This window comes from Pyrodictium brockii, assembly GCF_055379715.1.
Genome location: NZ_AP042401.1, coordinates 1,370,537 through 1,391,352, shown reverse-complemented (window position 1 = coordinate 1,391,352; position 20,816 = coordinate 1,370,537). Strand labels below are relative to the sequence as shown.

Annotated in this window: 21 protein-coding genes; 13 read left to right on the top strand and 8 right to left on the bottom strand. The window is 60.4% G+C overall.

All coding sequences use genetic code 11. The annotated features are described in order from the left end of the window. The first annotated feature begins 107 nt into the window (after nucleotides 1-107). Nucleotides 108-761: a hypothetical protein gene (locus ACZ42Y_RS07455; protein WP_058370593.1), complete on the top strand. Its 654-nt coding sequence runs from the start codon at nucleotides 108-110 to the stop codon at nucleotides 759-761. Continuing rightward, nucleotides 724-972: an STN domain-containing protein gene (locus ACZ42Y_RS07450; protein ID WP_168371252.1), complete on the top strand. Its 249-nt coding sequence runs from the start codon at nucleotides 724-726 to the stop codon at nucleotides 970-972. The genes ACZ42Y_RS07455 and ACZ42Y_RS07450 overlap by 38 nt, the downstream gene beginning before the upstream one ends. A gap of 21 nt (nucleotides 973-993) precedes the next feature. On the opposite strand, the gene ACZ42Y_RS07445 is transcribed toward ACZ42Y_RS07450, so the two are convergent. Next, complete coding sequence (locus ACZ42Y_RS07445; RefSeq protein ID WP_070807817.1) at nucleotides 994-1,593, bottom strand: TATA-box-binding protein; 600 nt, start codon at nucleotides 1,591-1,593, stop codon at nucleotides 994-996. Between the two features lie 289 nt (nucleotides 1,594-1,882). Beyond that, a complete protein-coding gene (locus ACZ42Y_RS07440; protein ID WP_464735393.1) occupies nucleotides 1,883-3,505 on the bottom strand; it encodes an NAD(P)H-hydrate dehydratase in 1,623 nt (540 codons plus the stop codon). A gap of 71 nt (nucleotides 3,506-3,576) precedes the next feature. Here ACZ42Y_RS07440 and ACZ42Y_RS07435 point away from each other — a divergent pair, with 71 nt between their 5' ends. Beyond that, nucleotides 3,577-4,410 carry an NAD+ synthase gene (locus ACZ42Y_RS07435; protein WP_464735392.1) on the top strand — a complete coding sequence of 278 codons (834 nt, stop codon included), beginning with the start codon at nucleotides 3,577-3,579 and terminating at the stop codon, nucleotides 4,408-4,410. Here ACZ42Y_RS07435 and rgy read toward each other — a convergent pair. Further along, a complete protein-coding gene (gene rgy / locus ACZ42Y_RS07430; protein WP_464735391.1) occupies nucleotides 4,407-8,087 on the bottom strand; it encodes a reverse gyrase in 3,681 nt (1,226 codons plus the stop codon). The two genes, ACZ42Y_RS07435 and rgy, sit on opposite strands and share 4 nt — an antisense overlap. A gap of 189 nt (nucleotides 8,088-8,276) precedes the next feature. On the opposite strand from rgy, the gene albA reads away from it, so the two are divergent. Further along, nucleotides 8,277-8,576 carry a DNA-binding protein Alba gene (gene albA / locus ACZ42Y_RS07425; RefSeq protein ID WP_058370598.1) on the top strand — a complete coding sequence of 100 codons (300 nt, stop codon included), beginning with the start codon at nucleotides 8,277-8,279 and terminating at the stop codon, nucleotides 8,574-8,576. Nucleotides 8,577-8,615: 39 nt separating this feature from the next. Further along, the gene (locus ACZ42Y_RS07420; RefSeq protein WP_058370599.1) at nucleotides 8,616-8,849 is read left to right on the top strand and encodes a hypothetical protein; all 234 of its coding nucleotides are present in this window, start codon (nucleotides 8,616-8,618) and stop codon (nucleotides 8,847-8,849) included. A 168-nt stretch (nucleotides 8,850-9,017) separates the two neighbouring features. Here ACZ42Y_RS07420 and ACZ42Y_RS07415 read toward each other — a convergent pair whose 3' ends face one another. Next, entirely contained in the window at nucleotides 9,018-9,179 is a 162-nt protein-coding gene (locus tag ACZ42Y_RS07415; protein ID WP_058370600.1) for a 30S ribosomal protein S30e, read from the bottom strand. Between the two features lie 87 nt (nucleotides 9,180-9,266). Between ACZ42Y_RS07415 and gatD the strand changes: the two genes are divergently transcribed. Beyond that, entirely contained in the window at nucleotides 9,267-10,637 is a 1,371-nt protein-coding gene (gene gatD / locus ACZ42Y_RS07410; protein WP_058370601.1) for a Glu-tRNA(Gln) amidotransferase subunit GatD, read from the top strand. Then, nucleotides 10,634-12,589, top strand: a complete 1,956-nt coding sequence (gene gatE, locus ACZ42Y_RS07405) for a Glu-tRNA(Gln) amidotransferase subunit GatE (RefSeq protein ID WP_464735390.1) — start codon at nucleotides 10,634-10,636, stop codon at nucleotides 12,587-12,589. Before gatD ends, gatE begins: the two co-directional genes overlap by 4 nt. Before the next feature lie 218 nt (nucleotides 12,590-12,807). Here the strand turns inward: gatE and pdo are convergent, their stop codons facing one another. After that, complete coding sequence (pdo, locus tag ACZ42Y_RS07400) at nucleotides 12,808-13,539, bottom strand: protein disulfide oxidoreductase (protein WP_058370602.1); 732 nt, start codon at nucleotides 13,537-13,539, stop codon at nucleotides 12,808-12,810. Nucleotides 13,540-13,774: 235 nt separating this feature from the next. On the opposite strand from pdo, the gene ACZ42Y_RS07395 reads away from it, so the two are divergent. After that, the gene (locus ACZ42Y_RS07395) at nucleotides 13,775-14,143 is read left to right on the top strand and encodes a transcriptional regulator (RefSeq protein WP_464735389.1); all 369 of its coding nucleotides are present in this window, start codon (nucleotides 13,775-13,777) and stop codon (nucleotides 14,141-14,143) included. A gap of 45 nt (nucleotides 14,144-14,188) precedes the next feature. Here ACZ42Y_RS07395 and ACZ42Y_RS07390 read toward each other — a convergent pair whose 3' ends face one another. The 3 genes from ACZ42Y_RS07390 to ACZ42Y_RS07380 form a co-directional block, all read right to left on the bottom strand. Continuing rightward, nucleotides 14,189-15,295 carry a hypothetical protein gene (locus tag ACZ42Y_RS07390; protein ID WP_058370604.1) on the bottom strand — a complete coding sequence of 369 codons (1,107 nt, stop codon included), beginning with the start codon at nucleotides 15,293-15,295 and terminating at the stop codon, nucleotides 14,189-14,191. Further along, nucleotides 15,292-15,654, bottom strand: a complete 363-nt coding sequence (locus ACZ42Y_RS07385; RefSeq protein WP_058370605.1) for a hypothetical protein — start codon at nucleotides 15,652-15,654, stop codon at nucleotides 15,292-15,294. Before ACZ42Y_RS07385 ends, ACZ42Y_RS07390 begins: the two co-directional genes overlap by 4 nt. Nucleotides 15,655-15,755: 101 nt before the next feature. Further along, on the bottom strand, nucleotides 15,756-16,481 hold the full coding sequence (locus tag ACZ42Y_RS07380; protein WP_058371370.1) for a purine-nucleoside phosphorylase: 726 nt from the start codon (nucleotides 16,479-16,481) through the stop codon (nucleotides 15,756-15,758). A 367-nt stretch (nucleotides 16,482-16,848) separates the two neighbouring features. Here ACZ42Y_RS07380 and ACZ42Y_RS07375 point away from each other — a divergent pair, with 367 nt between their 5' ends. From ACZ42Y_RS07375 to ACZ42Y_RS07355, 5 genes are all read left to right on the top strand, one after another. Next, the gene (locus tag ACZ42Y_RS07375; RefSeq protein ID WP_168371253.1) at nucleotides 16,849-17,166 is read left to right on the top strand and encodes a hypothetical protein; all 318 of its coding nucleotides are present in this window, start codon (nucleotides 16,849-16,851) and stop codon (nucleotides 17,164-17,166) included. Nucleotides 17,167-17,377: 211 nt separating this feature from the next. Then, nucleotides 17,378-18,202 carry a hypothetical protein gene (locus ACZ42Y_RS07370; RefSeq protein ID WP_464735388.1) on the top strand — a complete coding sequence of 275 codons (825 nt, stop codon included), beginning with the start codon at nucleotides 17,378-17,380 and terminating at the stop codon, nucleotides 18,200-18,202. Next, nucleotides 18,180-18,554: a thioredoxin family protein gene (locus tag ACZ42Y_RS07365; protein ID WP_058370608.1), complete on the top strand. Its 375-nt coding sequence runs from the start codon at nucleotides 18,180-18,182 to the stop codon at nucleotides 18,552-18,554. The genes ACZ42Y_RS07370 and ACZ42Y_RS07365 overlap by 23 nt, the downstream gene beginning before the upstream one ends. An 85-nt stretch (nucleotides 18,555-18,639) precedes the next feature. After that, nucleotides 18,640-20,310 carry a thermosome subunit alpha gene (thsA, locus tag ACZ42Y_RS07360; RefSeq protein WP_464735387.1) on the top strand — a complete coding sequence of 557 codons (1,671 nt, stop codon included), beginning with the start codon at nucleotides 18,640-18,642 and terminating at the stop codon, nucleotides 20,308-20,310. Nucleotides 20,311-20,500: 190 nt separating this feature from the next. After that, complete coding sequence (locus ACZ42Y_RS07355; RefSeq protein ID WP_236698115.1) at nucleotides 20,501-20,809, top strand: DNA-directed RNA polymerase subunit K; 309 nt, start codon at nucleotides 20,501-20,503, stop codon at nucleotides 20,807-20,809. The last annotated feature ends 7 nt before the right edge of the window (nucleotides 20,810-20,816 follow it).

Sequence of the window (20,816 nt, the reverse complement as noted above, 5' to 3'; positions counted from 1 at the left end):
GGGGTAGAAGCTAGATGGGTGATGAGACACTCCGATGAGGAGGGCTCCATGTGTATGTGTCGATGACTGCAGGGTAGGTTGCTGACCCACCCTCTTCACGTGCAAGCATGCTGGTGGCCATAATGCAGGAAGGCGGCGCGGGCAACGAGTGCGCCAGCATAGTGCAGGGCTTCATCGAGCGGCTCGCTCTCCAGGTTAAGCGGGATCTAGAGGCGGGGACGCCGCAGCTAACCCTGGCTAAGACGGTCGAGGCTGCCATAAGCTATGCCAGGGAGCATGGGGCCTGCGGCAGGCCCTCCAGGCAGCCTTACCACGCATACCTCATGAGCCAGTTTAACGCTCTGAACAGGCTAATACTAGACAAATCTATGGAAGCCTTGTCTGCACACCTTGAAAGACTCGGGGACGATGTCTACTCCGCCTTCTCAATACTCCTTACGAGGTATGCCATGCATGAGATAAGGCTAATAGATTATGCAGCCTCAATGCTGCGCAGCACCCTGGAGCAGGGGGTAGATGCTCTGGAGGCTGTCATCTCCATACTCGAGCCCCTAGTATTTGCGGCAGCTGCGCGGTACCTTGCCGCTATGTACGCGATCTCAAGCCTTCCCAGCGAGGAGGTACTGCGCCTAGCCGCCTCGCTCGAGAGGATAATAGCGGCCTATATGGATGAAGAGAACCAGGCCTTTGCGTCCCTGCAGCTCTACTTTCAGGGTGGTGGGGATGGCCGGGCCGAGTCGCAGAAGGAGAGTGGTCGATGAGATCCTGCGGAGACCCGACCCGAGTGGCCGCTACGTCATAGTTGTGAGGAGAACTAGTACGAGCTGGGAGGAGCTAAAGAAGCTGCTAAAGGGATATGGCCTAGAGGTAGAGGAGGCGGGCGACGTGGTGATACTGAGAACTAGGTCGAGGCGCATCGCCCGGGAGGTGGCGCTGCAGGCGCTAAAGATGGGGATACTGGATTCCGGCTAGCCGGGTCACGGTGCATCGTCTCTAGCAAGGCCTTATGGCCCTCAGCTTCTTCAGCTTCTCGTATATCTTGTTAACAGCCTCGTAGACCTCCTCCTCGCGCTTCGCCCCGGTTATCACCATCTTCCCCGAGCTGAATATTAGCAGGACAACGCGGGGCTCATCCATCCTGTGTATTAGGCCTGGGAACTGCTCCGGCTCATACATGCTGTTCTCCAGAGTCAGGGCAGCCCTCTCAAGGTCTACGCACACGTTTAGGTTGGCCGAGGCCACTATATTCTGTATCTGAACCTTGGGGCGCCCGTAGATCTGGATGCCGTGCTTCTTCAGGTTACGTACGATCTTCTTGACGGCTTCTATGAGGTCGCGCGTGCTCTTGGCCCCAGTCACGACCATCTTGCCTGACTTGAATATCAGTGCTGTTACCTTGGGCGAGTCGAGGCGGTAGACCAGCCCGGGAAACTGCTCCGGATTGTACTCTACCGTCAGTATGCTCCTCTCTATGAGGTTCAGGTCTAGAGTCTGGTCGAGGGATACTGTAGCCACTATGTTCTCTATGTTGGCAGTAGGCTTGGGCTCCTGCTCTGCAGCGCTACGCCTCTGCGGTGTGACAGAAGACTCCACACCAGGGCACCCTTTTAAGCCCTGTATAAAAATCCTATTTAAAACCTGCTGGCTAGGCTTCCGACGTCCTCCCGGGGGATGGAGAGGCGGGCAGTCTAGGACTCCAGGCAGGCGTGGAGGGTGACTGGCCTAGTCTCACGCCGACCCCCGTCTCGCAGCATCCTATCCTACGACACGGTCTCCAGGAGGGAACCAAGATAAGGGGGCTAGCGAGTGCCCTCTCCCACCCCGGGCGGCCCCGAGAGGGCCGTAGGCTGGCCGGAGCCCTTGCCCCTGTGGCCGCTGCGGCCTACAATCCCCTATCCCGGGGCCGCCCCCGGGTGGGGGGCTGATACCTCGTCTTCTCGAGGGGGAGACGACGGTACAGGATAGAGCTGCCTGCCAGCCCCAGCGGATCCTTCAGCACCAGGTGAATGCGGTCCACGAGGTCGAGCGCAGTCATGGATTCGCCGTACTCCCGGTAGGCCAGAGCACCCGCGGCTCCATTTACATAGGCGGCTATGCATGCAGCGTGGAATGGCTCGACACCCTTGGCTAGGAGGGCTGCGGCTAAGCCGGCTAGGGCGTCGCCCGTGCCACCGGTGCTCATTGCGGGGGCTCCGGCCTTGTTCAGCCTGGCACGCCTCCCATCGGTGATAACGTCGACGGGGCCCTTGAGGAGTATTGTGGCATTGCCGTGGAGTCTTGCCTGCTGCGCCGCGTCGGCTACCCGGGCCTCTATCTTCTCCACGGGTGCGGGCTTTGCACCAAAGAGGCGGGCGAACTCGGCCTCGTGGGGCGTGAGAACCATGTTGCCTCGTATAAGCTCGCGGCTCGTGGAGAGGGCCTTGAGGGCGTCCGCATCCACGACTACAGGCTTGCCGGGTGGTAGTCGTGCTAGGAGCTCTCTAACCGCCTCCTGGGTGGCTTCCTCGAGCCCGAGCCCCATGCCTATTGCCACTGCATCGGCCCGCTGGGCGACCGCGAGCAGTCGGTCGACGTGCTCTGGGCTCAGATAGGGGCCTTCGAGCTCCACGGGTATAATCGTGGGGTACCTCGCCGCGGCTTCCACCACTCTTGTAGGAGCCGCGAGGTAGACGAGGTCGAGGCCGGCCCGCTGGGCGGCCAGCGCGGAGATCACGGGGGCTCCCACGAAGCCCTGGGAGCCGCCTATTATGAGGACCCGGCCGGCCTGGCCCTTGTGGGTGCGCCAGCTCCTCCTCGGCACACGGTACGCTACGTCGCCAGGACCTACATATATCTCGGCCTCCGGCGGCGCGCCTATGGATGCCACAACAAGCTCTCCAACCAGGTCGGGACGGCGAAAGAGCCCCGGCTTCGGCTTGTGCAGCGTCACCGTCACATCAGCCCGGACCACTGGGCCTGGCGCCTCACCGGTGTCCGAGTCAAGCCCCGAGGGCACGTCAACCGAGAGCTTCAGAGCATTAGCTCTGTTTACTGCCTCTATGGCCTCCGCGTAAGGGCTCCTGGGCGGGCCGCGGAGGCCGGTGCCGAGGAGAGCGTCGACAACCGCGTCATAGCCCTCGAGGCTTATCCTACGGGGGTCCCGGGCTATGGTTATATCCACAGTGATGTCCATGACCTCCAGTGCCTCGTACATTGATCTCGCCTCCGGACTGCGTATATCCTCGGGCTTGGCCAGGAGTATCACATCCACCCGGTACCCCATGTAAGCCAGGTGCCTGGCTGCCGCGAGGCCATCGCCGCCGTTGCCCCCAGGGCCCGCGAGCACAGCCACCCTGGAGCCGTTGGGTACCCGCCTGGCCAGCTCTTCGGCAACGCTTCTCCCAGCGTTCTCCATCAGCTGGAGCCTGCTCACCCCCAGCGCCTCCGAGTTAGCATCTATAACAGCCACATCAAGGGATGATATGGTGTCACCGAGGCCGAGCTGAGGCTTCTCAGCATCCTCCAAGGCCTAAGCCCCCGCCTAGGTCCAGGCAACCTCTATTTCTAAGAGTCCCTCTGGGTTGAAGAGGGCGCCCCGTGGCGGGGAGAAAGATAGGCCTGGGGGAGCTTACAAGCCTAGACTACGAGGGCATTGCCAGGGCCCTCACCAACTTCATTCGAGGCGTGGTAAGGGAGGCTGGAGCTAGGGGTGTTGTAGTGGGTATAAGCGGGGGAGTAGACTCAGCAACCACACTTGCGCTCGCGGCCAGAGCCCTGGGGCCCGAGAGGGTACTCGCCCTGCTACTGCCGGACAGTGAGGTGACACCACGAGGCGATGTAGAGGACGCCCGTGAGCTGGTTAAATCCCTCGGAGTCCGCTACAAGGTTATCGACATAAGGCCGGTGGTGCGGAGCTTCCTGGAGGCTACTGGGGAGAAGCCGGACCGGAGAAGCCTGGGCAACTTGAGGGCCCGGGCCCGGATGGCCATACTCTACCTCTACGCCAATATGCAGGGCCTGCTGGTGGCAGGCACGGGGGACCGCAGCGAGATACTGATAGGCTACTTCACAAAGTACGGGGACGGTGCCGTGGACTTCCTGCCAATAGGCTCCCTCTACAAGACGCAGGTGAGGAGGCTGGCCCTCCACCTGGGGGTGCCGGAGTCGATAGCCCTGAAGCCCAGCAGCCCTAGGCTCTGGCCGGGCCACCTGGCCGAGGAGGAGCTGGGGATGAAGTACGAGGAGATTGACCTGGCGCTCTACGCTCTCTTCGACCTGGGGCTCGGGGTCGAGGAGGCTGCTGAGGCCACTGGGCTGCCCAGGGAAAAGCTGGAGAAAGTGCTGGATATGCACCGGGCGAGCGAGCACAAGCGTAGGCTCCCGCCGGCCCCGGATCCGGGGGATACTGTGTGGAGGTTCCGTAGGCGCTAGGCGTGGCCCTCCACCTTCCCGGCTGCCTGCACCGTTGCTGGATGGCGGAGCAGCTGCTCTAGCTCGTTGTAGATCTCGCTCAACACGGTTAGGGGGTTCAGCCCGCCGGACGCTATGGCTTCTATCTCCTCGTTGAGGCGGCGCGTCCTCTCCTCGGAGACCAGGTCGCCGTAGTTGGCCTCCAGGTACTCGTAGACTTCTATCCCCAGCTTGGTCGGTACAAGTCTCTTCCTGTACTTGCTCTCCAGCACGTAGCCGTGGCGGGTTAGGGCCTCGAGTATCTTGGCGTAGGTGCTGGGCCTGCCGAGGCCGCGGCGCTTCATAAGGGCTACCACGTCACCGTGACTGTAGAGGTATACTGCAGAGCCGCGGCGCACCACGACCCGGGAGGCCTTGACGCGGTCCCCCTTCCGTAGGCCCGCCAGTGAGGGGTAGAGCGGGGGCTGTGGGTAGTAGCGGTGGAAGCCCTCCACCGGCGCTGCGACGTAGGCCTCCACCTCTGCCAGGGGCCCGTAGCCCTCAAGGCCAAGGAGTATGCGGAGGCGTCTTAGCCTCGCCGGCCGCAGCTGGCTTGCTATGAAGCGGCGGAAGATGAGGCTGTAGAGCCGGTAGTGGCTCTCCCTCACGGTGATGGGTAGCCTCAGCTCGCCGAGGGCTACCATTCTACGGAGGGTCTCAGCGTCCAGGGGCCTGGTGGGCCTTATCGCCTCGTGGTGGCCCTGAGGCCCCCAACTGCGGGGCTGGAAGTCCTCGATGCCCCCCTTGGAGGAGAGGTACTCCCTGGCAATGCTCTGGCCGAGCGCTGACACGTGGGTCGAGTCCGTGCGGTGATAGGTTATCAGCCCAGCCTCGAAGAGCTCCTGGGCTATCCTCATAGTCTTCTGAGAGGAGTAGCCCATCAACCTAGACGCGTCGTATATGAGGGACTCGGTGGTGTAGGGTGGGGGCGGGTTCAGATCCACAAGCTCCTCCGCCACGTCCAGTACTAGAAGCCCCTTCTCCGTGATCTCCTCGGCCACCCTCCGAGCCTGGCTGGGCTCCTCAAAGTGGAGCCTCAGTAGGGGCCCGTCCTCCAGCCTGGCGTAGACGTTGTAGCCTATGTTTGCTCTCCACTCCCGGTAGCGGTCTATAATCCAGCCCAGTACGGGCGTCTGGACCCTGCCGGCGCCGAGCCAGTGCTTGTTGAACACGCTCCAGAGGTGCTGGCTGAGCCCGAAGCCTATCCAGCGGTCTTCTATCCTTCGAACGATCTGTGCCGAGGCTAGCCTCTTATCCACGCTGCGCGGCGATGCGAGAGCCTTTAGCAGCTCGTTCCTAGTAATCTCGTGGAGTTCTATCCTCTTTATACTGCGTGCATAAGGCTTCAGGAGCAGCTCTAGGTCGTAGGCAATCTTCTCCCCCTCTATGTCGGGGTCGGTGGCTATGTACACAGTCTCCACCTCGCTAGCCAGCTGCCGGAGCGCATCAACCACATCCTGCTTGCTAACCACGTTGCTTGAGCCGCAGCGGGGGCAGACGCTGCTGCTGGAAGAGAACTGGTGGCCACAGTTTAGGCAGCGCTTGATAGGCTTATATACAGGGCTCACCCCACCTCCACTAATCTCTACACCGTGCACTCCTTCGCCGTCAACCGATAGGTCGTAGAGGTGGCCGGCGGAGGCTGTTATCGACGCAACGTGTATCTTCCCGGACACGTGGTTATAGAAGGTCGTCTCATAGACTGTCAGCGAGCCTACGCGCCTCCGGACGGGCCTGCCGAAGAAGCTGGCAATTGTCCTGGCCTTGGTAGGGGACTCGACCACTATGAGGCAGGTCTCTATGTCCACCCTCCGGCCCGTGCCGCTGCTCCTGCTGGCACGGGCCTTCTCCATCTCCTCCTCCACCTTACGCCAGTCAAGCTTCTCGAAGTCAACGCTCTCCAGGTACCTGCGCAGCCTCTGGGACAGCAGCTTCACCAGCTCCTCCTCTTCCTCGAAGACTATGCTTACTCCATGGGTCATTATCGAGCCCAGCATGCGGCTAGCACGGCCGCTAGCCTGTAGGTAGGTGGCCGCGTCCGGAGTTATCGCCACGATATCGCTGCCGGTGTGGCGGTAGAGCACGCCCCCGACAACGGTTGAGGAGCCGGGCTCTAGTGTCTCCTGGAGCCTAGCCAGCACCCTCCTTCTAAGAGCCTGGAGGCCTTCCAGCAGCTCGCCCAGTCTCCCATCAAGCTTCTCGCCGGAGGCGAGGGCTATGCGTAGAGCAGTCTGCTCCCCGGGGCTCGTCCTCGAGAGGAGGCGGGCGGTTTCCTCGCTACCCTCTATGCCTAGCTCCACCCCCGCCCTCACTATGCGGAATGGCGACTGTAGCGCTTTCTCGGCGCTTACCGCCTGGCTGGGCACTCCGACAAACACTGTATAGAGCACGCGTCTGGGCATGTCTATGCCGCGTACTATGACGCCGTAGTAGGAGGATATGCCGACCAGGACGTCGTACTCTCCGGAGGCGAAGCGGTCTAGAACCCTGCGGCCTGCCAGGGCGAGGCCTGCCCTCACGCCAGCCTCGTTTAGCGCTTTAACAAGCCTTCTGGCGAGGTCCTTGCCGAACCTCTTGGCTACGAAGACGAGGCCTCCGGGGCCTAGCCTCCTTACGGCCTCCACAGCGTCCCCAGCCGGGTCGCTGCTCACATGGTAGAAGTTGGCTATGCTCCTAGTATAGTCGTAGACCCTCCCTATGTCGAAGCCAAGCAGCTCGCGGAATAACCTCGGCTTCAGCCCCTGGGCTCTCCCCGTGGCTGATGCTATCACCAGCTGGCCCGGCGTGGACGTGACAAGCTTGGCTGAGAGCCTTGCCTGCAGCTCCTCCATCTCGCGTAGGAGCTGCTCGTAGCGCCTAATATTGCCGGAGAGCCTGGCTAGGGATGCCAGTATCTTCTTCTTAACCAGGCTGTACGCCGTGGCCAGGGTCTCCTCGTCAAAGCCCAGCAGCATCAATATCTTGTCTATGTTCTTCGAGTTCCTCAGTACAGCATCCACATCGTCGACCAGCACCAGGTCGAAGCGGGTCCCCTGGAGCAGCTCCCAGCGGCGAGAGAGGAACCCAGTAGTGGTGACTAGTATGTCGTAGTCACCCCTCTCTATGAGGTGTAGGCTCTCCTCCCGCCTGCTCCTGCTCAGGCTGGAGTAGTAGGAGACAATCCTTGCAGCGACACCGCCCCTCTCTGCAAGCACGCGGAGCTTCTCCTCGACCTGCCTCGCGAGGTTCTCCGTGGGGAGCAGGTAGTAGGCCCGGGCGCCGGACCTGGCCCGGTAGAGGGCATAGACGCTTAGGAGCGTTGTCTTGCCTACACCGGTGGGAGCCACTATTGCCATACTCTCGTTCTGGAGTAGCCTCTTAGCCCAGGTCCTCTGGGCGCTCCAGAGCCTTCCACCCGTGAGCCGGTGGAAGAACTCCTCGAAGTCCCGGAGCATCGTGACAGTGCTGTAGAGGTACAGGTAGCCCTGGAGGACACCCCTACTAGCCAGCTCTCTGCCGATACGCTCCACGAGGCCATAGTAGTCGTGGGGGAGGCTCTCCGGGGCCGCGGGCATACAGCGGGCGCATGGGAGGCGCTGGGAGAGCCTGTCAGCTGTTATAGGCCCGCCGCAGTTGGGGCAGGCTCCGTGATACAACGGCCTCAGCAGCGTCCACTCCATGCCGGGTCGCCTACCTATCCAAGTGCGCTGGAGGAACTACCCGATGGCTAGGCTTAGCATGGGGCTGCTGTGATTGACTTAGAGTAGCTGGCCCAGTAACACCCCGAAGCCCATGCCCGAGGGGAGTAAAGCCTAAATAGAGGACCCGGCCGGTCTGCAGCACATGACCAATGCGCGAGGGGACATGCGATGGCGCAGGCGAGTGCAGCTCCGAGCAACGTCGTTCTCGTGGGTAAGAAGCCTGTCATGAACTACGTTCTGGCGACCCTAACCCTGCTGAACCAGGGTGTCAAGGAGGTAGTGATAAAGGCTAGGGGCCGCGCCATAAGCAAGGCTGTCGATACCGTCGAGATAGTGAGGAAGAGGTTCCTGCCCGGCAAGGTCGACGTAAAGGACATAAAGATCGACAGCCAGGTGATCCAGAACCCCGACGGCCGCCAGAGCAGGGTCAGCACCATAGAGATCGTCTTAGAGAGGAAGGAGGAGTAACGTACGAACATTCCCGGGGACACATGAGGTATTTTTACGGTGAAGACCTCTGCCCCGCCCTGTAGCCAGTGCCGCGAGAGTGAAGAAGCCTGCAGGAGGCTCGCAGCACTCCTCTCCTATATCGATATGGACCCGCGTATTCTGCTTAGGCTGGTCTGCGACGGTCTTCCCGGCCTCTACCTGGACTTCATGAGGCTCTTCAACGCGTATCAGAGGCTTCGGAAGGGGCTCGGGCTGGAGCTCCTTACCGCGTCTCTAGAAGAGGGGGAGTAGCCCCATACTCCTTACGCCGTAATTCCTTTGGCTAGGATGTGTCCACCCCTCTCTCCTCGGGAGGCGGGAATTGTTGACGAGAGGGCTTGTAAAAACCCGCGCATGTGGCAGCCGTAGGGCCCCTTGCAGAGCTGCCAGAGGATGGTAACGGCGTTCTGAGCCGAAGCCTTAGCGGCGGCCGGCCTGGCCCTGCTGGAGCCTGATTAGGAGGCGCCGGTACTCCTTCCTGTTGCGGACGCGGGGGGCGGGGTTCTTCTTGGGCTTGGCGGGTATGCGTGGGGTCTGCTTCCTAACCTTACCTGCCTTTGTAAGCGAGCCGTGGCTGGGCATGTGCTGCTCCCCAGGGGGCTGGGGCCGCCTCTAGACCTTATATAGGCTTTATCCCTTGGGGGTGCTAGTTCACCTGGGCAAGGCGGGATGGAGGAGGCTGGCTACACTGGTGTTGCGTTGAGGCTTCTCCGGAGGGCCGGGGCTAGGCCCGGCGACCGTATAAGGATTGAGAGGAGCGATGGCCGCGTCTTCGAGGGCGTTTTGATGCCCCGCTACGCTATCTCGGCTAGGCCCATCATAGTCGTGAAGCTTGATAACGGCTACAATATAGGGGTACGGGTCGACGAGGGGACGCGCATAGAGGTTGTGAAGACGAGGGAGGCTATACTCCATGAGGCCGCGGCCGGCGCTCCCGCGGCTGTGCCGCTTCTCGAGGAGCAGCCGCCTCCCGGGAAGAGGCCCAGGGTGACGATACTCGGGACTGGAGGCACTATAGCCAGTAAGGTAGAGTACGAGACCGGGGCTGTGAGGCCGGCCTTCTCGGCTGAAGAGATACTGGAGGCTGTGCCGGAGGTAGGCTTCATAGCCGACATATCCTCGAGGGTTGTCATGAATATACTGAGCGAGAACATGAGGCCCAAGTACTGGGAGAAGATAGTTGACGAGGCCGCCAAGGCTATCCAGGAGGGGGCTGAGGGCATCGTTGTAGCGCACGGAACCGACACCATGGCTTATACCGCGTCGGCGCTTGCCTTCGCCTTCCGGGGGCTACCGGTTCCGATAGCCTTCGTGGGGGCCCAGAGGAGCAGCGATAGGCCCAGCAGCGACGCCGCCTTCAACCTGGTAGCCGCCACCCTGGTGGCCGCTAGGGCGCCCTTCGCGGAGGTCGTAGTGGTCATGCACGGGGAGGCCGGCGACACCTATGCCCTTGCCCACCGCGCCACCAGGGTTAGGAAGATGCACACCAGCCGCCGCGACGCCTTCCAGACCATAAACGGAAGGCCGTTAGCCAAGATCTACCCCTTTGAGGGGAGGATAGAGCTGCGGGACAAACCGCTCCGTGAGAGGGGCAGGGAGGAGCTGCACGTGGTAAACGGGTTCGAGGAGAAGGTAGCGCTGGTGAAGTACTATCCCGGCATGGAGGCGGAGCTGATAGACTTCCTCGTGGACCGCGGCTACCGGGGAATAGTGCTGGAGGGCACCGGGCTCGGCCACGTCGGCGAGTGGCTTGTCGAGAGTATAAGGCGTGCGGTGGAGCAGGGGGTAGTTGTGGTAATGACGTCGCAGACTCTCTTTGGAAGGGTTAACATGAACGTCTACACTACGGGGCGCAAGCTGCTCCAGGCCGGTGTCATACCGGGGGAGGATATGCTTCCCGAGGTAGCGTTTGTGAAGCTCTCCTGGATACTGGCCCATACCCATGATCCCCGGGAAGCGGGTAGGATGCTCCGCGAGAACCTGGCAGGAGAGATAACGTATCGCCACACACTGGACCTCTATCCGAGGTGGCCGCATTGATCGAGCCTAAGGTGGATCCCTCGAAGTATGATCCTAGGGAGCTGGGGCTCCGAGTAGGCCTGGAGATACACCAGCAGCTTGATACGAGGCGCAAGCTGTTCTGCAGCTGCCCGACCACGCTGGTGAGCGAGGACGCTGATAAGGACGAGTTCATTAGGCAGCTTAGGCCCACGAGAAGCGAGCTCGGGGAGGTGGATATAGCCGCCCTCTTCGAGTGGCGCAAGGGCCGGCTATACCACTATCATGCGCCCCGCGCCGCCTCCTGCCTGGTCGAGGCGGACGAGGAGCCACCCCACGAGATCAACCGGGAGGCGGTAGTGATAGGGCTAGCCGTGGCGCTGGCGCTGGGATCCACCCCGGTGGACGAGATCTACGTTATGAGGAAGATAGTGATAGACGGGTCTAACACCACCGGGTTCCAGCGCACAGCGATCATAGCCCTGGGCGGCGGGATAGAGCTAGAGAGCGGGAAGAAGATAGGGGTACAGACAATAGCCGTAGAGGAGGATGCTGCACGCAAGCTTGGCGAGGAGGGCCGCTACACCCACTACATGCTCGACAGGCTGGGCATACCGCTGATAGAGATCTCCACCGCGCCCGACATAGAGACTCCGGAGGAGGCATACGAGGCGGCGCTAACCATAGGCCAGCTGCTCCGCCTCACCGGGAGGGTCAAGAGGGGTATAGGTACGATTAGGCAGGATCTCAACGTCTCGATAAAGGGCGGTGTCAAGACGGAGATAAAGGGTGTTCAGAGGCTCGATCTCCTCCCGAAGATAGTGCTCTACGAGGCTATACGGCAGAAGAGGCTGCTAGAGATACGGGATGAGCTACGGAGCCGGGGGGTCTCCAGGCGCGACGTCGAATCCGCCGAGATAGTTGACGTCACCGGCATTTTCAGAGGCACAGGGTCGAAGATAATAGCTAGGGCCATCAAGAGGGGCGGCAAGGTTCTCGCAGTCAAGCTGCCGGGGTTCCATGGGCTGCTGGGAGTGGAGGTGCAGCCGGGGAGGCGCTTCGGAACCGAGCTGGCGGACTACGCCAGGTTCTGGGGCGGCGTAGGGGGAATATTCCACACCGACGAGCTGCCCGGCTACGGGATAACCGAAGAGGAGGTAGAGCAGCTCTACAAAGCCGTAGGCGCTGCCCGGGGCCGTGATGCAGTAGTGATAGTGGCTGATGAAGAGCCGAAAGCCCGGAAGGCTCTACAAGCTGTGGTCGAGAGAGCTGCTGCAGCCCTCGAGGGCATACCGAAGGAGACCAGGGCTGCTAAGGAGGACGGCACAACCAGGTTCATGAGGCCTCAGCCAGGCTCGGCGAGAATGTATCCCGAGACCGACATACCACCCCTTGAAGTCACAGAGGACCTACTTGAAGAAGCCCGTAAACTCGTGCCGGAGAAGCCCAGCGAGAAGCTGAGAAAGCTGAAGGAGAGGTACGGGCTAAGCGATGACCTGGCTCGCCAGATAGTGAGGGATGTGAGGCTAGACCTATTCGAGAGGCTCGCAGAGAGGTACGGGGATAAGGTCCCCCCATCCTACATAGCATCGATATTCACGAACATATTGAGGAGCCTTTCACGTGAAGGCGTGCCGATAGACAACCTGAGCGATGAGAGTATTGAGGAGGTTGTCTCGGCTGCCGCGCAAGGCAGACTAGCCAAGGACGCGGTGCCTGATGTGCTTGCATACTTGGCTAGAAACCCCGGAGCAAGGCTCGACGACGCCATGAAGGCTCTGGGCATACAGGCAGTAGACATGAGTATGGTGGAGAGCATGGTGGAGGAGGCAGTGAGAGCACTTGAGGGCGAGATAAGAAGCCGCGGCTACGCGGCGCTAAGCAAGGTGATGGGTAGAGTTATGCCGAAGCTGCGCGGCAAGGTGGACGGCAGAACCGTGGCTGAGATAGCCAAGAGGAAGATAAGTGAGCTGCTGGGGGAAAGGAGGGGCTGAAGCTGGTAGTCAGCCACCCGCGGCAATAAAGGAGCACTCGGCTACATATTTCCGGAAGACCCGGCCATTTACCTCCAGGGGCGTCTATCCTAGCTCCATAGTGCTGGAGGCGGTGAAGAGTACTCCCGACGCTGAAAACGGGCCGTGATGAAAAGGCATTTGTCGGAGCCTCTAGCACCTGGCCCTCTTGAACGACTATATGATTGCTGGTACTGTGTCTAGAGCCCGGTGGCGCTCTCCGATATAACCTCCGGGCCGCTTACCTTCTTCCTGCGCTCGACTATGTCTAGTATCCTCTCTATGAAGTCCTCCTCGTAAGGCACGCCGACGAAGGCTAGTACGCCGTTTATAGCTATAGCAGGGACCGACATCACGTTGTACTTGTCTGCTATGTCGGGGTTCTCGTAGGCCTCCACAGTGTCTGCTATGAAGTCGCGTTTCCCATTCCTCCAGGCCTCGAAGGCGAACATGTTGGCCAGGAGAGCGGCGTAGGGGCAGTAGGGGCACTGAGGCGTCACTATTACCTCTATATGCACTGGCTTGTCTATGCTTTTTATCTTCTCTATGGTGGTCTGGTCTAGGCCGCTATCCTCCTGGGATATCCTGATAATTGTCTCAACAAGCCCTCTTATCTCCTCGCCGCTGGGGGTGCCGGTGTACCTTATCGACCCCTCTAGGAGCGTAGTTGTTGGTATTCTTTCAACCTTCTGCCTCTTAAACTCCTCGTCGTCCTTACCCTTCTCGTAGACCCGTACCTTGACCAGCTTTTTCCCGTTCTTCTCCGGGGCTTCTTCCTCAAGCACCTTGGCTATCTTCAGCGACTCGTCGCAGTATCTACAGTTCGGGCCTATGAATACGTTTATTGTAACGGGCTTTTCTAGATCCTGGAATGCCTCGCGTATAGCCTCCCGGGTTTCCTGGTCTATCTCCATGCGTACCGGATCCGACATGGCGTACACCCCTTGCCCAACGCCCCTTCTGTGCCGCCAAGACCGTGCTATTAGCTATTTGGTTCTTTTCTTCTTTTCTCTTAAACGAACGTAAGCTAATTTCTACCGCTAATTCCCATCACAGATGCTCCTGGATGCTTTGGAGGAGGCTCCGGAGGTGACGCCTCACATACAGCCCGGGGCAGCTGTTATAAGGATAGGCTAGTAACATTCGTGAAAATGGGTCACGAGAGCTATGGCTGGACAGGCAGGCTTTCTGTCAGCGCCCTGCGAAATAGCTGTAAAGAAGTACGTGCCATCGATAAGGGCGTCACTAGCCATAGTGCTGGTGCGCGATTATGGTCTGACCATATACCGGGCGGCTAAGCTGCTCCGGCTGACGCCGGCTGCGGTCTCCAACTATCTGCTTAAGCGTAGGGGTGGAAGCTACATAGATGTTATCCTCAAGGACAAAGAGCTATACGGAATGGTCGCAAAGATGGCTGAGCAGATTATAAGCAATAATGCGGTTGAGAGGCTGATGCCTCTCTACATATGCGAGATATGCCGCAAGCTTAGATCTAAGGTCGAGCCTAAGGCTGTGCTGCCGGAGCCCCCCTACTAGCGCTTCCCGCTCTCCCATCCCTATGGAGTACTCCCAGAGCATTGGCTATATGCCGCCTTTTCCTCTCCTGCGCAAGAGAGGCGGAAGCTCCACGCCCTCAATTCTTACCAGCGCTGTCTGGAGAGATGCAAGCGGTATAGCCACCCTATTAAAGCTCGGAATTAGCTCCTCCCATGCTGGCTGAAGCCCCGTGTAGAGCAGCGCCCTTCTCAGCCTGTACCCCTCGACTACAAGCTCGTGCCTCCGGGCCACCGGCGACGGGTTCCAGACTAATAGTACGAGTTCCAGACTCCTACCCTCACGGCGCACGGAGGCGTAGAGCGGTATTAGCCCCGTGGGAGACCATAGTGGCGGGTTCTCGGCATTAGGCCTCGCACCGTCAGCGGCCAGGAGGTTTCCTAGGAGATAGGCTGTGTAGAGCCACGTGGGGCTGCATCTCCTGGCGTCCAGTGCTACCCCTCTGCCTTCCAGTATCTCCAGGACCCCCTTCTCGTCGACCCCTACCCTGCATTGCTCTGATGGGGGTGTGCAGACCAGCGCTAGGTAGCTGCCTCCTCCGCCCACGCAGAGCCATGGCACCCGGTATATGCGGCTGCCCCTGGCGAGTCTCCTCCTGACCCAGGAGAGCATTGTCGGCTGCACTATCCTGGGCCGGTAGACCTTGGAGTATATGCGGCTGCCCTCCTCGGCGGGCCGCGTAGCCGGGGGTCTCGCGGGACGGCTGCAACCCAGCCGGGGCCTGCACACCATACCTGTTGACGGCGTGTAGGCGTCTGCCACGACAGCCGGGCTCTCTCCGGGGCCAGCTAGTGCCTGGAGAGCCTGGCTTACAGCCCGGTAGCTGGGGCCACGGTAGTCCGGGGCCGGCGGGTATAGGGGTAGCTCCGCGAGGCTGCAGCTGCAGCCGGGTATGGGGAGCCTTGCCTCTAGCCAGGTGCCGTTCCTCGCTACCAGCCTCAGCCTGGCCTCGCCGCCGCAGTCTAGAGCATCTACCCCCGCCGCTCGGAGCACCGGGGCGTTGGGCTCCGACAGCAGTGCTCTGCAGCTCTCTCCAGCACCTAGGCGAAGCCTTGAACCTTCCAGGGCGGCGGCCCGGAGGAAGGGGGCCAGGATAGCTATGAGTGTCTCGCGGAGGCCTTCCAGGCTGCTCAAGACCTTGTGGCTTCCTCCGCTATATCTATGGCGCGGCTGACGAGGCTCATGCTCACCCCCTTCGCCTTTGCCCTCACCACCTCCTCGTCGGCGTCCACCTTGAAGCCTAACTTCTCCAGCATATCAGCCGCTCTCCTGGCGCTCTCCCTGCTAGAAGCGTTTATGACGAGCTGCGTGGACGAGGGCGCCGGCCTTATCCTGACCGTTATACGGTACGAGCCCTGCCTCACCCCGGATACAGAGTGGTACTCTAGCATGCCGCCTAGAAGGGTTGTCTGCTGGGACCGGGACTCGGCTACCTCGAGCCCACGGTTCCTGAAGAGCGTGCGTATACTAGATGGGGAGGCCTCGGTGGCCACGGCTCGCGTCACCCCCCAAGGGGTCGTGGGCGTCCAAGGCTTCCTCAGAGGCCGGGGAGGTGGAGGCCGGCCGTCCCGCATATACCCAGAGGCCCCGGAGGTTAGGGGTTGAAAGATTTCAACGTCTCTAGTACAGCTTTTGCAGCCTTCTCTACGAAGGGCTCTAGCTCCTGGTGGTGCTTGAGCTCTTCCTTGCCGGGCACGGCCAGGTTGTCCGATATCACCAGCAGCGCGGAGGCGTTGAAGCCTCTCAGTGCAGCAAGCGCGTAGAGTGTGGCAACCTCCATCTCTACCGCGATTATTCCACGCTTGGACCACTTCTCGACGAACGCTGGATCCTCGGCGTAGAAGGCGTCGCTGCTGAACACGGGACCCAGGTAGACGCGGCCGTGTATCTCCCTAGCCTTCTCGTAGAGCATTGTTGTGAGTACTGGGTTGGGGGCCGCAGCCATGCAGGCGTCGGGCACATAGGAGCCCACGGTGCCTCCATGCATGTAGGCTGCACCGGTAGCTACCACCGCATCGCCTATATCAAGCCGGGGTACGAGTCCGCCAGCCGTGCCGAGCCTTATGATTGTACGCGCCCCAAGCATGTGGAGCTCCTCAAACACTATGGCCGCCGAGGGCCCTCCTATGCCATGTACCGCTACGCTGACCCGCTCGCCCCTATAGTAGCCCGTGTATATGTTGAAGCCGCGCTCCTCGTTAACTAGTTCAGCATCCTCGAGAAAGTGCTCAGCCAGGAACCTGGCGCGGGCGGGATCGCCTACGGCGACGACCTTCTTGGCCACCTTCTCGGGGCTTATACGTATATGCTGCGGCCTCATCTTCATAGGAGCTTCACCGGCTACGCCCCTGCGCCCGCCGGCTTTAAGCTACCACCCGGAGGCTAGGCAGGCTGGGCTATGATGAGCGCCCGTGATGGCAGGGCTCCGATGCCATTGCACGAGCATTCTGAGCCCTCCCTCGAGGAGAGCTTAAAGCCGGGCTGGTGTACTCGGCCATCCAGGAGCTCGTGGGGCTGTGTTGAGCTCTGACCGCTGCTGAGCGCCCCTCTAGTGCTGAGAATGGTAGCCGCTGAAGCCCCTCCTCGCCTTCCACCGTTTGCAGACAGCGAATCCCCTCGGGGACTGTTATGGGGGAGAAGTTATAGGGTGCATCCGCGGGCCACTACCAGTTAACACGGAGTGAACCATGGATGAAGAAGCACTAATGCTTATAGACAAATACCTCGGCGAAATCATAGAGCATGTTGTTTATAAGTATCATTATAACGTTGATCTCGAGGACGAGTATGAGAGCCTTCTCCGCTACATATACCGGAGGCTCGTAAAGGCGTGGTTCAAGGGCCGCGGGGTCTCCCTCAAGGAGTTTGAGGCTGCCCTGCAGAACGCGCGCAAGAAGAGGCGCCAGCTGGAGATTCTTCTAAGCTATCTAGTGAGCCGCTACGCGGCCAGAAACGGGCCCATATATATGCCCCGGGGAGGAGACTGGTACGACGAGAAGTACTAGCCACTCGTAGAGGGCTACATGGGGTTCTGTTCGCGGTAATGTCGTCATCCCCTATCCCGGGGTCGCGGGGGGCAAGTCACAACATCCCCCGGGGCTACTGGCTCGGGGCCCGGGGAGAGTTATAGAGGCTCCCCGGGGCCTCCAGTTCCTCCACTCGGGCTACTGCCCGGGGGGAATTCTCTCCGAGCAGGGTTCCAAGGGAGTGGGCATCGTGGCTCGCGGCAGGAGGAGATCCACCAGGTCAGCAGGGTCTACGAGACGTAGACACGGGGCCAGCTCCCGCGGCTCCTCGGGTGCTAGGAGGCTCTCCCAGCCAAGGGTGGACCCGGATAAGCTGCTCGACTCAATAGTGGATGAGGCCGTGCAGAGGCTTGGGCTAGGAATACTAGGGCTCGACAGGGAGTCTTACAAGGAGATGCTGAAACCGCTCGTGGAGGGTATAGTCGAGCGGTACTCCTCCAGGCCCTCCAAGGATGCTATAGTGTCTAGGCTGCAGAACGCGGTAAACAATGTCTACATCCTCGCCTCCGCGTACCTCCTCGAGAAGCTTGAAAAGCTCACCCCGGAGCAGCTCGAGTTCGTCGTCACCTACGGGGGCCCCATCGCAGCAAAGTATGCCTCGAGGCTCTACAAGGAGATTGTTGAGAGTAATAGGAGGGACCTCCTCCCGCTGCTGAGGAGCGCATGGGAGCAGTATGGCAGGCCTACCCCCATAGCCTGCCCCCGCTGCGGCTTCCGGGCCGTGACGCCTGACCTGGTGTGCATGGTGTGCGGCTACACCCTCTCCGAGAGAGAGGCTAAGGAGGCTATCGACTTTAACTATAGGCTTGAGGAGTTTGTGGAGCTCTATCCTGCATCAGATGTGCGTGAGGCTATTGAGAGGGGTGTTGTAGTCGTCGGGGATACTCTCAAGCCCCCGTCGGCCCCGCGGGAGCCAACCGATATAGTGCTGCATCTGACGCGCTCGGAGAGGGAGAGGCTGCGAAAGCTGCTGGAGGAGAGGAAGGCGAGCTATGCTAGAGGTCCAGGCGCCTAACGAGCTTGAGGAGCTGATTAGGTCTACGCGTATACTCCTGGTCCTCTTCTACGACTCGCGCAGTCCTAACGGGAGGTACCTCGCCGGCATAGTGGAGGATATTGCCCGTGCAGTGGAGCCCGTGATAGCTGTGGCGAGGGTTGACGCCGCTACGCTGCCCGGCGTGGTGAGGCGCTATGCAAGGTCTGTGCCCAGGCTGCAGCTCTACTTTGATGGGGAGAAGGTGTGGGAGCAGATAGGCTTCTTCTATAACAGTGCCAGCGACAGGTACGCCATTAGGAGGGGTATACTCTATGCGCTTCGGAGCCGCAACACCAGCCCTTCTAGGCTAGGCATCTCCCTCCGCTTCTAACCCTAGAGCAAGGTTTATATAGAAGCACTCTGAAGGCAACCTACCCGGACGTAGCGCATCAAAGGGATGGCTAGAGGTGTAGGCTATGGCGCTTGGCGTACCGGTACTCATACTCAAGGAGGGCACCCAGAGGGTTTACGGGAGGGAGGCTCTCCGCAACAACATACTAGCAGCTAAGGTCCTCGCAGAGGTGCTGAAGAGCAGCCTCGGGCCCCGAGGACTCGACAAGATGCTCGTCGACAGCTTCGGCGATGTAACCATAACCAACGATGGCGCCACCATACTCAAGGAGATGGAGATACAGCACCCCGCCGCCAAGCTAATGGTAGAGGTGGCTAAGGCCCAGGATGCCGAGGTGGGCGACGGCACCACCAGCGCCGTGGTACTGGCAGGTATGCTTCTCGACAGGGCCGAGAACCTGCTGGACGAGAACATACACCCCACAACCATCATCGAGGGCTACAAGAAGGCCCTCGACTACGCCCTAGGAGAGCTATCAAAGATAGGCGTAAAGGTCGATGTGAACGACCGCCAGCTCCTCAAGAGGATAGCCTCCACCAGCCTCTACAGCAAGTACGTCGGCAGCGGTGCCACCATGGACAAGCTAACCGACATGGCTGTGGAGGCCGTGCTACGCGTAGCCGAGCCCAGGGGCGACGGCACCTACGAGGTGAGGCTGGACAGGGTGAAGATAGAGAAGAAGAAGGGCGGTAGCCTGCTCGACAGCCAGCTGGTAGAAGGCATTGTGCTCGATAAGGAGGTTGTGCACCCCGGTATGCCCAAGAGGGTTGAGAACGCCTACATAGTGCTGCTCGACGCCCCGCTCGAGGTGGAGAAGCCGGAGATAACTGCTAAGATCAACATAACCTCCCCCGACCAGATAAAGGCGTTCCTCGATGAGGAGGCCAAGCTGCTCCGCGAGATGGTTGACAGGATATACGAGATCGCCGTTGAGAGGATGAAGAGGGATGGCATGGAGCCTGGTAAAGCCGGCATAGTGGTGATAACCCAGAAGGGCATCGACGAGGTGGCCCAGCACTTCCTAGCCAAGAAGGGCATAATGGCCGTGAGAAGAGTCAAGAGGAGCGACCTCGAGAAGCTGGAGTACGCCACCGGCGGCAGGATCGTGAGCAGCCTCCGCGACCTGAAGCCCGAGGACCTGGGCTTCGCCAAGCTAGTTGAGGAGAGGAAGGTCGGCAATGACAAGATGGTGTTCATAGAGGGCTGCCCCAACCCCAAGGCGGTGACTATACTGCTACGCGGCGCTAACGACATGGTGCTGGATGAGGCCGAGAGAAGCCTGAATGACGCGCTGCACGTGCTGAGGAACGTGCTGAGGAAGCCCCTGATCGTGCCCGGCGGCGGCGCGGTCGAAGTGGAGCTGGCTATGAGGCTTAGGAAATACGCTGAGAGCCTAGGCGGCAAGGAGCAGCTAGCAGTAGAGGCTTACGCCGATGCTCTGGAGGAGATACCTATGGTGCTGGCCGAGAGCGCCGGCATGGACGCGCTGCAGGCACTCATGGACCTGAGGAGGCTGCACGCTGAGGGCAAGGTCTTCGCCGGCATCGACGCAGTGGAGGGTAAGATAGAGGAGGACATGACCAAGGTCAATGTGATCGAGCCGATACTAGTGAAGGAGCAGGTGCTGAAGAGCGCTACCGAGGCCGCCACCGCTATACTGAAGATAGATGACGTGATCGCCGCTGCGCCCAAGACCGAGGAGAAGAAGGGCAAGAAGGGTAAGGAGGAGGAGTAACCTCCCAGACCTCAGAGGCTGGATACAGCCAAATCCTATTTTTACATTAGTTCCGGGCTTCTCTGCGTTGCTGCACGCCGCCTCTTAATACTTCCAGGCACATGTGCTCACATCGCCAGGGGCTTAGGCGCACTATCTCGCTTTATACCTCCCGTGTATGCACGCAGACGTCTCCCCGGGGGCGGGAGTTTTGGCTGCCTCAGAGGCGAGTGTAAGCGAGCTTAGGAAGAAGATTAAGATAGGGCCGCCATGGCTTACGAGGTTCGAGAGGGCACGTGTGATAGGGGTCAGGGCCCTGCAGATAAGCATGGGCGCCCCTGTGCTCATAGACCTGGAGAGCGAGCCCGAGCATGTCCGGGAGAGCCCGGTGCTCATAGCCAAGAAGGAGGTAGAGGCTGGAATTCTGCCTCTGACTATTATAAGGTATACACGGCGGGGGGATGCGCAGGCTATACCTCTAAAGTGGCTTGTTGAGCTGGATAAGCTCCGTGTACACTAGGGATGCT